The organism is Pseudomonas sivasensis, assembly GCF_052938085.1.
Map to the genome: position 1 here is coordinate 5,869,568 of NZ_CP176442.1, position 11,417 is coordinate 5,880,984.

At 59.5% G+C, this 11,417-nt stretch carries 11 protein-coding genes; 8 read left to right on the forward strand and 3 right to left on the reverse strand.

The annotated features are described in order from the left end of the window. The first annotated feature begins 174 nt into the window (after nt 1–174). Nucleotides 175–588 carry a hypothetical protein gene (locus ACKZ62_RS27020; protein WP_181640264.1) on the forward strand — a complete coding sequence of 138 codons (414 nt, stop codon included), beginning with the start codon at nt 175–177 and terminating at the stop codon, nt 586–588. Between the two features lie 113 nt (nt 589–701). On the opposite strand, the gene gabP is transcribed toward ACKZ62_RS27020, so the two are convergent. Continuing rightward, the gene (gene gabP, locus ACKZ62_RS27025) at nt 702–2,093 is read right to left on the reverse strand and encodes a GABA permease (protein WP_095186161.1); all 1,392 of its coding nucleotides are present in this window, start codon (nt 2,091–2,093) and stop codon (nt 702–704) included. Nucleotides 2,094–2,647: 554 nt separating this feature from the next. Here gabP and ACKZ62_RS27030 point away from each other — a divergent pair. From ACKZ62_RS27030 to ACKZ62_RS27050, 5 genes are all read left to right on the forward strand, one after another. Then, the gene (locus tag ACKZ62_RS27030; protein WP_065925764.1) at nt 2,648–3,421 is read left to right on the forward strand and encodes an ABC transporter ATP-binding protein; all 774 of its coding nucleotides are present in this window, start codon (nt 2,648–2,650) and stop codon (nt 3,419–3,421) included. 13 nt (nt 3,422–3,434) lie between these two features. Continuing rightward, nucleotides 3,435–4,187 (forward strand): ABC transporter substrate-binding protein, encoded by a 753-nt coding sequence (locus ACKZ62_RS27035; protein ID WP_447096077.1) that lies wholly within the window; start codon nt 3,435–3,437, stop codon nt 4,185–4,187. A gap of 74 nt (nt 4,188–4,261) precedes the next feature. Continuing rightward, nucleotides 4,262–4,954 carry an ABC transporter permease gene (locus ACKZ62_RS27040; protein WP_032890094.1) on the forward strand — a complete coding sequence of 231 codons (693 nt, stop codon included), beginning with the start codon at nt 4,262–4,264 and terminating at the stop codon, nt 4,952–4,954. Further along, nucleotides 4,954–5,643 (forward strand): ABC transporter permease, encoded by a 690-nt coding sequence (locus ACKZ62_RS27045; protein ID WP_032890091.1) that lies wholly within the window; start codon nt 4,954–4,956, stop codon nt 5,641–5,643. The genes ACKZ62_RS27040 and ACKZ62_RS27045 overlap by 1 nt, the downstream gene beginning before the upstream one ends. After that, a complete protein-coding gene (locus ACKZ62_RS27050) occupies nt 5,624–6,811 on the forward strand; it encodes a methyltransferase (RefSeq protein WP_447096078.1) in 1,188 nt (395 codons plus the stop codon). Before ACKZ62_RS27045 ends, ACKZ62_RS27050 begins: the two co-directional genes overlap by 20 nt. 241 nt (nt 6,812–7,052) lie before the next feature. Here the strand turns inward: ACKZ62_RS27050 and bcsQ are convergent, their stop codons facing one another. Continuing rightward, the gene (gene bcsQ / locus ACKZ62_RS27055; protein WP_122753808.1) at nt 7,053–8,012 is read right to left on the reverse strand and encodes a cellulose biosynthesis protein BcsQ; all 960 of its coding nucleotides are present in this window, start codon (nt 8,010–8,012) and stop codon (nt 7,053–7,055) included. A 267-nt stretch (nt 8,013–8,279) separates the two neighbouring features. On the opposite strand from bcsQ, the gene lapG reads away from it, so the two are divergent. Continuing rightward, entirely contained in the window at nt 8,280–8,996 is a 717-nt protein-coding gene (gene lapG / locus ACKZ62_RS27060) for a cysteine protease LapG (RefSeq protein ID WP_095186164.1), read from the forward strand. 11 nt (nt 8,997–9,007) lie between these two features. Beyond that, nucleotides 9,008–10,966, forward strand: a complete 1,959-nt coding sequence (lapD, locus tag ACKZ62_RS27065; protein WP_032890083.1) for a cyclic di-GMP receptor LapD — start codon at nt 9,008–9,010, stop codon at nt 10,964–10,966. Nucleotides 10,967–11,006: 40 nt separating this feature from the next. On the opposite strand, the gene ACKZ62_RS27070 is transcribed toward lapD, so the two are convergent. After that, complete coding sequence (locus ACKZ62_RS27070) at nt 11,007–11,345, reverse strand: hypothetical protein (RefSeq protein WP_032890080.1); 339 nt, start codon at nt 11,343–11,345, stop codon at nt 11,007–11,009. Nucleotides 11,346–11,417 lie beyond the last annotated feature (72 nt).

Sequence of the window (11,417 nt, forward strand, 5' to 3'; positions counted from 1 at the left end):
CAGCTTATGCGCCTACTCGCACAGGGTCGACCCGCACTACCCGTTCACAACAACCGCAGAAGCCATGAGCGTAACGACGCGCCAACGCCGCCAATTCTGAGGATGCCCTTGGGATTTCCTCCAACCTGCGCTTCAATACCCCACCCAGATCCAGAACCTTAGGATGTCGAGCCCATGGCTTCGCCGAACAAGCAGCAAAAACGTGCCCAGCGGGCAAAGACCAAGGCTAAGCAAAACCGCACTCAGCGCGCCGTAGCGACCAAGCCGGATGCGTTTGCAGGCGATGACAGTCGCATTGACCTAGAGTCGGTCGATTTGACTGAGCTGTTTGAGGAGATGCGCGTCGCTGGCGAGACCAGCCAACAGGCGTTGTGCGCGGCATTCCTGGCCCACCCGCTGCTGGCGCTGGTGCTGGAACAGGAAGGTGAAGAAGAAGCCACCGACTTCATCCTGGCAGCGCTGATCGAATATCGGCAGTGGGCCACGGACAGCGACGATGAAGCCGCCGCACTGGCGTGGGTCGAGTCGCCGCAGTTCCAGGCGGATTACGTCGCCGCATCCCAGGCGCTGGCGACTTCCCAGGACTGATGCAAAACAAAATGTAAGAGGGGGCTTGCCCCCGACAGCGTGTTTTCAGTCAATTAGATGTCGACTGACGCACCGCTATCGGGGGCAAGCCCCCTCCCACATGGGGACTGCGGTTAGTTAAGCACCGCAGCGCCTGCTCTCTGCGCCTTGCGACGGCTCGACACAAACAACCCCGCCGCCACTACCAGCAAGCTTAGAACGCCGGTCGCGATAATCTCGACCCGGTGCGCTTCCTGGAACAGCATGATCGTCAGCGTCCCCACAATAAACACCATCACCGCGTAGGTCAGGCCAGGGAACAGCCACATCTTGAAGACGATTTTCTCGCCCGCCGCCGTACGCTTCTGACGCATGCGCAGTTGCGACACAGCGATGACGAGGTACACCAGCAACGCGATGGCGCCGGAGCTGGCCAGCAGGAATTCGAACACCGCTGCCGGTGCCACATAGTTGGCAAAGACCGCCAGGAACGCAGCACCAGTAGACAGCAACACAGCCCAGTAAGGCGTGCCGCTCTTATTAGTGCGCTTGGCCACTGCCGGGGCGTCACCGCGACGGCCCAGGGAGAACAGCATGCGCGACGCGGTGTACAGCGCCGAGTTCAGGCAGCTCGTCACGGCAACCAGCACCACAAGATCGACGATCAGCTTGGCATTCGGGATGCCCATGCGTTCCAGCACGGTCTGGTAGGAACCTACCGCCGCCAGTGTCGGATCGTTCCACGGCACCAGGGACACGACGATGAAAATCGACAACAGGTAGAACAAACCAATCCGCCAGATCACCGAGTTGGTGGCCTTGGTGATTTGCTGGCCTGGGTTCTTCGATTCCGCCGCGGCGATAGTGACGATCTCGGTACCCATGAACGAGAACATGGTGGTAAGGATGGCCGCCAGTACTGCGCCCATGCCGTTGGGCATAAAGCCTTGGGTGTCGAACAGGTGCGAAACGCCGCTGACCTGGCTGGTCGGCAGGAAGCCGAAAATCGCCGCCAAGCCGAGGATCACAAAACCCACGATCGCTACGACTTTGATCAGCGCAAACCAAAACTCGAACTCACCGTAGTTCTTCACGCTGAACAGATTGGTCGCGGTCAGCAGCAACGTGATGATCAGCGTAAAGGCCCAGATGGCCACATCAGGGAACCAAGCGTGGAGGATGGTCGCAGCAGCGTTGGCTTCCAACGGAATCACCAACACCCAGAACCACCAGTACAGCCAGCCAATGGTGAAACCGGCCCAGTGACCAATCGCACGGTCGGCGTAGGTGGAAAACGAACCGGTGTCCGGCGAGGCAACGGCCATTTCGGCCAGCATGCGCATCACCAATACCACCAGCGTACCCGCAGCGGCATACGCCAGCAGTACGGCCGGGCCGGCGGCAGCAATCGCGTGGCCGGAGCCAACAAACAAACCGGCACCAATAACGCCGGCAATCGACAGCATGGTGACGTGACGCGGTTTGAGCCCCTGTTCGAGGTCATTGGAGCTTTGCGTACTACTCATTGACACACCTTTGCGAGGAATTGCGAAAACGGTCCACCCGGCCTGGTGTCTTCTTCGTGAAAAGAAACCAACAGGGCGTTCTTTATTTTTTACGCAAGATTTGCGCCAAAATGTTACGAAGTCGCAATTGACGCGGGCTGTAGGACGATTCGACAGTCGTCGCAAGTCATTGAGAACAATGGCATTCCGCTATAGCGTTACCGTGCGACTCACATTCAAGACGAACAAGCGCACCAAAAACACACACAAAAAGTACGTGACGCGCCATAAAGGGGCCGATGGGTACCGTTTGCCCGTTTAACCCTTCCAACACCCGGCCAAAGCTGGCACCATCGCGCCCTTTTTTACGCAAAGCCTGCGGTTTATCGGGTTCAAACGGTTGTTCGGTTGTTGAGGGCGCGACACGCTGCTGTGCCGATGCGACACCCTGCCGCACACGCCCCATTTACCGCCGGCCACGCTGTTGGCTGCCATCAAGACGCTATGCTAGCTTGGCGCCTCGCCAGGAAGGCGGCCCAACAGCAGGAATGCAATGAACACAATGAGGACCGCACATGGCCGAGGCCACGCCCGCGCTTGAAATCCGCAACTTGCACAAACGCTATGGTGAGCTGGAGGTACTCAAAGGTATCTCGCTGACCGCTCGCGACGGCGATGTGATCTCGATCCTGGGTTCCTCCGGTTCCGGCAAGTCCACGTTCCTACGCTGCATCAACCTGCTGGAAAACCCACACCAGGGCCAGATCCTGGTGGCCGGCGAAGAACTCAAGCTCAAGGCCGCGAAAAACGGCGAACTGATGGCCGCCGACGGCAAGCAGATCAACCGGTTGCGCAGCGAAATCGGTTTTGTATTTCAAAATTTTAACCTGTGGCCACACATGAGCATCCTCGACAACATCATCGAGGCCCCCCGCCGTGTGCTCGGCCAGAGCAAGGCCGAGGCAATAGAAGTGGCCGAGGCCCTGCTGGACAAGGTCGGCATCGCCGACAAGCGCCACGCCTACCCCGCGCAATTGTCCGGCGGCCAGCAACAACGGGCAGCCATCGCGCGTACCCTGGCGATGCAGCCCAAAGTCATCCTGTTCGACGAACCCACTTCTGCCCTTGACCCGGAAATGGTTCAGGAAGTACTTAATGTGATCCGCGCGCTGGCCGAAGAGGGCCGCACCATGCTGCTGGTCACCCATGAAATGGGCTTCGCCCGCCAAGTGTCCAGTGAAGTGGTGTTCCTCCACCAAGGCCTGATCGAAGAGCAAGGATCGCCACAGCAGGTGTTTGAAAACCCGCTTTCGGCGCGCTGCAAACAATTCATGTCCAGCAACCGCTAACGGAGCAACATGCATGCAGAACTATAAAAAATTCCTTCTGGCCGCGGCCGTCTCGATGGCGTTCAGCGCCACGGCCATGGCAGAAACCTTGAAGATGGGGATCGAAGCGGCTTACCCACCTTTCAACAATAAAGACGCCAGCGGCAACGTCGTCGGCTTCGACAAAGACATCGGCGACGCCCTGTGCGCCAAGATGAAAGTCGAGAAGTGCGAAGTGTATGTGTCCGACTGGGACGGCATTATCCCGGCCCTGAACGCCAAGAAGTTCGACTTCCTGGTGTCCTCACTGTCCATCACCGATGAACGCAAGCAAGCCGTCGACTTCACCGACCCGTACTACTCCAACAAGCTACAGTTCATCGCACCTAAAGCCACTGCGGACTTCAAAACTGACGCCGAGTATCTGAAGGGCAAAGTCATCGGTGCACAGCGTGCAACCCTGGCCGGTACCTATCTGGAAGACAAGCTGCCGGACACCGAAGCCAAGCTGTACGACACCCAGGAAAACGCCTACCTCGACCTGACGTCCGGCCGCCTCGACGGCATCCTCGCCGACAAGTACGTGCAGTACGAATGGCTCAAGAGCAAAGACGGTTCCGCCTACGAGTTCAAGGGCGACCCGGTTGTAGAAAGCGACAAGATCGGTATCGCCGTGCGCAAGGGCGACCCACTGCGCGAGCGCCTGAACAAAGCCCTGACAGAGATCAAGGCAGACGGCACCTACAAGAAAATCAACGACAAGTACTTCCCGTTCAGCATCGAATGACCTGAACGGTCTGCCCGACGCGCTCACTTGAGCGCGTCGGCTTCCAGCAATGCCTGCCGCGATATGAAAACACCATGAATTTCGATCTCTACGGATTCGGCCCCGCGCTCGCCGCCGGCGCGCTGATGACCGTCAAACTGGCGCTCACGGCGTTATGCCTGGGGCTGGTACTCGGCCTCGCCGGTGCCTTGGCCAAGACTTCGCCGTACAAGCCGCTGCAATGGCTGGGCGGTACCTACTCGACAATCGTTCGCGGCGTGCCGGAACTGCTGTGGGTGTTGCTGATTTACTTCGGCACGATCAACGCCATGCGCTCACTGGGTGAGTTGCTCGACATTCCCGACCTGTCCCTCAGCGCCTTTGCCGCCGGCGTCATTGCGCTGGGGCTGTGTTTCGGTGCCTACGCCACCGAAGTACTGCGCGGCGCAATCATCTCCATCCCCAAGGGCCACCGCGAAGCCGGTGTGGCACTGGGCCTGTCGAAGTTTCGGATCTTTACCCGCTTGATCATGCCGCAGATGTGGCGCATCGCCCTGCCGGGGCTGGGCAATCTGTTCCTGATCCTTATGAAGGACACCGCGCTGGTCACGGTCATCGGTCTCGAAGAAATCATGCGCCACGCGCAGATCGCCGTAACCGTCACCAAACAGCCTTTCACCTTCTACCTGGTCGCCGCGTTCATTTACCTGGGCCTGACCTCACTGTCGATGGTGGCTATGCACTTCCTGGAAAAACGCGCCGCCCGCGGCTTCGTGAGGACGACGTAATGGAATGGGAAGTCATCATCAAGTGGCTGCCGAAGTTTATCCAGGGCGCCATCCTGACCCTGGAACTGGTGAGCATTGCCGTGATCCTCGGGTTGATCCTGGCCATCCCGCTGGGTATCGCGCGCTCATCCAAGCGCTGGTATGTGCGCTCACTGCCCTACGCCTACATCTTTTTCTTCCGTGGCACGCCGCTGCTGGTGCAGTTGTTTCTGGTCTATTACGGCCTGGCCCAATTCGACAGCATCCGCTCAAGCTTCATGTGGAAGTACCTGCGCGACCCGTTCTGGTGTGCCACCGCCACCATGACACTGCACACCGCAGCCTATATCGCCGAGATCCTGCGCGGCGCCATCCAGGCCATTCCACCTGGGGAAATTGAAGCAGCCCGAGCGCTGGGCATGTCCAAGCCCAAAACGCTGTTCTATATCATCCTGCCCCGCGCGGCGCGCATCGGTTTGCCGGCCTATAGCAACGAAGTGATCCTGATGCTCAAGGCCAGTTCACTGGCGAGCACCGTGACCCTGCTGGAACTGACCGGCATGGCCCGCACGATCATTGCGCGCAACTACCTGACGGTGGAAATGTTCTTCACCGCCGGTGTGTTCTACCTATTGATCTCGTTCCTGCTGGTACGCGGCTTCAAACTGCTGGAACGCTGGCTGCGCGTCGATGCCTGCCAGGGACGTTGAAGCGCGCTTCCGGGCGCTGGATGCGTTTCTGATCGAGCATCAAGGGCTGTGGCGACCACGGCCCTTTACTCAGCGCCAGTTGCCTTGGGAAAACGAATACCCCGAACTGGCCCAGTGGCTGCGCCAACGCTCGTTGGCCGATGCCGAAGCCAATCACAACCAGCCCCATGGCCTGCTCGCCCCCGCACCTTTTCCACAGTTCGCATCCCAGGCGCTGCAACTCAGCACTGTGGATAAGTTACCAACGCAGCCCTTGCAACCCGCCGCGCACCGCCTGAATGTCGATGTGCCCGGCCGCAAATGGCAACAGATCGAAGCCTTCGGCGCGGCGCTGCAGTTTGCGCAAACACCCCGGCATTGGTTGGACTGGTGCGCCGGCAAAGGCCACCTTGGCCGCCGCCTGCTGCACACAGGCCAGCAGCTGACCTGCCTGGAATACGACCCGGCCTTGATCGCTTCGGGCCAAGCCTTGAGCGAGCACCACGGCCTGCCCGTCACCCATCGTCTGCAAGACGTGATGGCGGATGTAGCCATAAGCGCCGAACACACCCCCGTGGCCCTGCATGCCTGCGGCGACCTGCATGTACGCCTGCTGCAAGTGGCCAGCGCCGCCGGCTGCAAGCAACTGGCACTGGCGCCGTGCTGCTATAACCGCATCCAGGGGAATACCTACCAGCCGCTGTCCGACGCGGGCCGCGCTTCCACCTTGTTGTTGTCGCTCGACGACCTCGGCCTGCCCCTCAGCGAGACCGTCACCGCCGGCAAACGCGTGCGCCTGCAACGGGACACCTCCATGGCCCGGCGCCTCGGCTTCGATCAATTGCAACGCCTGTTACGCGGCTGCGACGAGTACCTGCCTACCCCGTCCCTGCCCACCCACTGGCTGGACAAACCCTTCGCTGACTACTGCCGCGAACTGGCACGCCTCAAAGGGTTATCCACAGGCGAACAAGACTGGGCGGCGTTGGAGGCCCATGGTTGGCAGCGCTTGGCCGAGGTCAGGAACCTGGAGTTGGTGCGTGGTCTGTTTCGGCGCCCGCTGGAGTTATGGCTGGTGCTGGATCGGGCACTGTTTCTCAGCGAACGTGGCTACAGGGTTGAGGTCGGCAGCTTTTGCGACCCGGCGTTAACGCCGCGCAACTTGATGGTGCTCGCCGAGCGCGATTAAAGGGCGAAATTGTCGCACCCCAACCTGTGGATAACTCTGTTGATGAATTCGTTACAGACCCTGTAGCGCTCTACGCTGCGGACCAAAAGCCACGCTGTTCATTTTTTGTTCACACAATAAAACGCACGTAAAACAGGCAGTTGCACTGTGTTGAGAACCGCTCCACAAAATGGCTGTTTCATCACAACTGCATCCAACCGATTGTGCATAAGCATCTGGAGGTAAGCGTATAAACCGCGCTTTAAACGCGTTTTCTGCGAGCGATCAATAACCGGCAAAGGTCGGTGATATCGTCACCGGCCAGGCTCGTCGCCGTGTTGTCCAAAGGGTCCGTAGAAAATGCCAAGCCTTCGCTGATCGCCGGATCACGGTGCACGACTTCCAGCGGGTACTCACCTCGGCGCAACTTGAAGGCGTCGAGCATTTCCAGGTTGAACGTCGAGTTTTCGTCCAGTTGGTTGATCACCAAGTGGCAACGCGGTGGACGCTCACGCTCAAGATGAGGCGCCAGCAACTCATCCAATTGGTCCAGGGTGCCGAGGCAAGCGGCATTCGGTTGGGCGACGACCAGCACGATGTCAGCCACGCTCAGTGCTTGATGGAGATAAACGTTGTCACCTGCGGGGGTATCGACGATGACTGTGTGCCGTTCACTCAGCCCCAATGCCGACAGGCGCTGGGTCAGCCACTTCGGCTCGCGCGTCAACCAGCGTTGCAGGTTTTCCTTTTGCTGGGTGTCGGTGTCGCCAAAGGGAATCACCTGGCAACCGGCAAAACCCGATTGCAGGATGGTCCTCCATGGCGCGTTGAGCAGACTACTGCGACCCACACCGGGTAGCTCATGATCAACACCAAAGTGCTGGCGCAAAGCATTCTGGGGATCCAGGTCCAATGCCACGACCGACTCACCCAGGCGCTGCAAACCGCTGCTCAGTGCCGTGGCCAGCGTACTGCGGCCAACACCACCATTGATGGACACCAGCGCCACTACCGTCGGGCGTAGCGTGGTCAGTGGCTCATTGTGATGATGTTCATTGGCGTGGGACGCATGAGTACTCATGCGCGAGCCATCTTTATGGTTCACCCGAGTGCCATCGTCGAAGGGAACGCTGCCGAAAAAATGCAGGCGAGCGTTTCTTCCCTTGGGATCACGGGAAACGCTCTTGCCGAATAGGGCAAATAGATCATCAGTGCGGCTCATGGCCGGAGCTCCTTCACGGCGCCATATAAAGACGTGAAAAGGTCGGCAAGGTATGGCTTCGCCGCAGGTCTTTTTGTAGGCGTTCTCATGGCTTCATTCTGTGACAGCGTTAAAGAAGTGTCATTATTTTGATGAAATTACCACCGCCCTTTCAGACGAGCGGAAAACAGCCAATTTACTGACGTACTTTTACTACAATTCACTGGCAGTGATTTCATCGTGCCATTGTTTTTTACCCGCTATCACCGCACCATTGCCGCACCTTCAATGCTGCAAGCTTGGGTAATCGCAGTGGCGATACGCTTTAAATTCCCTCGGATTCTGTACGGCCTCGCCATCACGCTGTTGCTGGGTGGCGGCCTGCTGGGCGATTTGCTCGCCGACTGGGATTTCAGCCAAATCAGCCGCCGCGCCGAGTCGCTTTACGGGCCACTGGGCCCCGGGCGTCAGCGCATTGATGCATGGCAGCAATTGCTGTCAACGCAGAAGCAAGTGGGTGAGACCGAGCAGCTCAAAGTGGTGAATCTGTTCTTCAACCGCCAGTTGCGCTACGAGGAAGACATCGACCTGTGGCACGAGATTGATTATTGGGCGACCCCTATTCAGTCCCTGTGGAAAGGCGCAGGCGACTGCGAAGACTACGCCATCGCCAAGTACTTCAGCCTGCGTCACTTGGGCGTCCCCGCCGAAAAACTGCGCATTACCTACGTTAAAGCGTTACGCCAGAATCGCGCGCACATGGTGCTGACGTACTATGCCAGCCCCGAAGCCATGCCCTTGGTACTGGACAGCCTGATGGACGCCATTTTGCCCGCCAGCCAGCGCGCCGATTTGCTGCCGGTGTACGCGTTCAACGGTGAAGGGCTGTGGTTGACCGGCGCGGCGGGCAACAAAAAAGTCGGTGACACCAAGCGCCTGTCACGTTGGCAGGATGTCTTGAAAAAAATGACCGCTGAAGGGTTTCCGGCCAGTTCGGATAATTAACAGGAGCTACGATGTCACTGTTCAAACAATTGCTGATCGCTATCTGCGTGTTCCTGGTGGTCGCGTTCAGCGGTAGCTTCTTCGTCAGCCTTGAGAGTTCGCGTACCCAGTACGTCAACCAACTGCGCTCCCACGCGCAGGACGCGGCCACGGCGCTGGCCCTGTCGTTGACGCCGAACATCGATGACCCGGCGATGACCGAACTGATGGTCAGCTCGATCTTTGACAGTGGCTACTACGCAAGCATTCGTGTGGTGGACCTGAGCAACGACCAGGTACTGGTGGAGCGTGCCGCCGAGCCGGATGCCAGCAGCGTTCCGGCTTGGTTCGTGAAGATGATCGGCCTCGCGCCGGCTGGCGGCGATGCCATTGTCAGCCGTGGCTGGCAGCAGGCGGCGCGGGTTGAGGTGGTCAGTCACCCGATGTTTGCCCTGGCCAAACTCTGGCAAAGCGCGCTCGGCAGCCTGGGTTGGCTGTTGATCTGCGGCGCCGCGAGTGCAGTGCTGGGCGCGCTGTTGCTGCGTCGCCAGCTGAAACCGTTGGACTATATGGTCGAGCAGTCCCACGCCATCGCGCGTCGTGAGTTCCTCAGCTTGCCCGACCTGCCCCGCACCCCGGAATTACGCCGCGTGGTGCAGGCCATGAACCAGATGGTGGAGAAACTCAAGGCACTGTTCCACGAGCAGACCGAACGCAGCGAGAAGCTGCGGGTGGAGTCCTACCAGGACAGCCTGACCGGCCTGGCGAACCGTCGTTATTTCGAGATGCAGTTGCAATCGCGGGTCAGCAACATGGAGGAGTCCAGTTCAGGCTACCTGCTGATGTTGCGGGTCAACGACCTGGGCGGCCTCAATCAGCGTCTGGGCGGGCAACGCACCGACCAGTTGCTGCAAGCCGTCAGCCAACAACTGGTGCGTACCTGTGCCAAATACCCGGAAACCAATAACCTGATCACCCGCAGCCGGGGTGGCGAGTTCGCCGTGCTCGCGCCAGGCTTGGTGCGCGACGAAGCAGTGCAGTTGGCCCAGGAACTGGAAACCACCTTGCAAAGCCTGCACGAAACCGGCGCCACCGACATGCCCACCGTGGCCCACATCGGCCTGGCCCCTTACAACCCCGGCGACGCCTCGGCAGACCTGCTGATGCTGGCTGACCAAGCGCTCACCCAGGCCGAAGCCAACAGCCTGCAAAGCTGGGTCTGCCTGTCACATCAAACCCTCGACACCGTCAGTGACGACCCGCACAGCTGGCACACCTTGCTCGACAATGCGCTGAGCCAGGGTCGCTTCCGCCTGTTCTTCCAGCCGGTGGTGAGCAGCAGCGATACCCGCCAGGTCCTGCATTACAAAGTGCTGTCGCGCTTGCTCGACAATCAGGACCAGACCATCGCCGCCGGGCATTTCCTACCGTGGCTGGAGCGCTTCGGTTGGACCGCGCGGCTCGACCAGGTAATGCTCGATCTGGTGATCAAACACTTGGGCCAGCACAACCAATCGGTCGCACTGAACCTGTCGGCGGCTACCCTGAACGACCCGCAAGCCCTGGAGCACATGTTCGAGCGCCTGTCGCAACACCCGTTGCTGGGCGAGCGCCTGACCCTGGAAATCGGCGAGGAGCAAGTCCCCGAACAGGCACAACTGGAACGCCTGATCCGGCGCATGCGCGGTCTGGGCTACAGCCTTGGCCTGCAACGCTTCGGCGGGCGCTTCAGCATGATCGGTAACCTCGCGCATCTGGGCCTGGCCTACCTCAAGATCGACGGCAGTTACATCCGCGACATTGACCAGGAAAGCCACAAGCGCTTCTTTATCGAGGCCATCCAGCGAGCAGCCCACAGCATTGATCTGCCGCTGATTGCCGAGCGCGTGGAAACCGAGGGTGAGTTGCGGGTGATCCGCGAGATGGGGATTGAAGGGGTGCAAGGCCAACTGGTCGGTGAACCGGCGCCCTGGAAGTGGAGCACAGAATAATCACGCCTCCTTGACGGTTAAGCCGTGAAGGAGGTGCGCGTCAAATCAGGCCGGTTTCATCATCATTGATCAGCTCGCTCAAACCGCCCAGCGCCGCCCGGGCCTGGGTGCGTTCCAGGAACTTGGTCTGCGCCGCCGGCGGCAAGTCGGTGATGCTCATTACGTTCTTGGTGATCAGCACCTGAATCAAGTCGTCCAGTACGCGGATCATCTCAAGGTCACTGCTCTTGAGCTGCTTGAGGCTGGTCTCGATCTCATCGTCGGCAAACCACGCCTGGATCTCGTGATGGTCAGCCGGTAGCGTCTCAGTGGCTTCAGCGAAGGCCTGCGCCTCGACACGCACCAAAGCGTTGTATTGATCGCGTAGCACGTAGAACATCAGCCCTCTCCCAATAAAAAATCCCTGCAGGCGCCGCACACGGCTCCCACAGAGATTACACACATTTCGCCG

Excerpts from the sequence above, each read along its gene's own strand:
- ACKZ62_RS27020 (WP_181640264.1), top strand. The coding sequence starts at position 175 with ATGGCTTCGCCGAACAAGCAGCAAAAACGTGCCCAGCGGGCAAAGACC.
- gabP (WP_095186161.1), bottom strand. The coding sequence starts at position 2,093 with ATGAGTAGTACGCAAAGCTCCAATGACCTCGAACAGGGGCTCAAACCG.
- ACKZ62_RS27030 (WP_065925764.1), top strand. The coding sequence starts at position 2,648 with ATGGCCGAGGCCACGCCCGCGCTTGAAATCCGCAACTTGCACAAACGC.
- ACKZ62_RS27035 (WP_447096077.1), top strand. The coding sequence starts at position 3,435 with ATGCAGAACTATAAAAAATTCCTTCTGGCCGCGGCCGTCTCGATGGCG.
- ACKZ62_RS27040 (WP_032890094.1), top strand. The coding sequence starts at position 4,262 with ATGAATTTCGATCTCTACGGATTCGGCCCCGCGCTCGCCGCCGGCGCG.
- ACKZ62_RS27045 (WP_032890091.1), top strand. The coding sequence starts at position 4,954 with ATGGAATGGGAAGTCATCATCAAGTGGCTGCCGAAGTTTATCCAGGGC.
- ACKZ62_RS27050 (WP_447096078.1), top strand. The coding sequence starts at position 5,624 with ATGCCTGCCAGGGACGTTGAAGCGCGCTTCCGGGCGCTGGATGCGTTT.
- bcsQ (WP_122753808.1), bottom strand. The coding sequence starts at position 8,012 with ATGAGCCGCACTGATGATCTATTTGCCCTATTCGGCAAGAGCGTTTCC.
- lapG (WP_095186164.1), top strand. The coding sequence starts at position 8,280 with ATGCTGCAAGCTTGGGTAATCGCAGTGGCGATACGCTTTAAATTCCCT.
- lapD (WP_032890083.1), top strand. The coding sequence starts at position 9,008 with ATGTCACTGTTCAAACAATTGCTGATCGCTATCTGCGTGTTCCTGGTG.
- ACKZ62_RS27070 (WP_032890080.1), bottom strand. The coding sequence starts at position 11,345 with ATGTTCTACGTGCTACGCGATCAATACAACGCTTTGGTGCGTGTCGAG.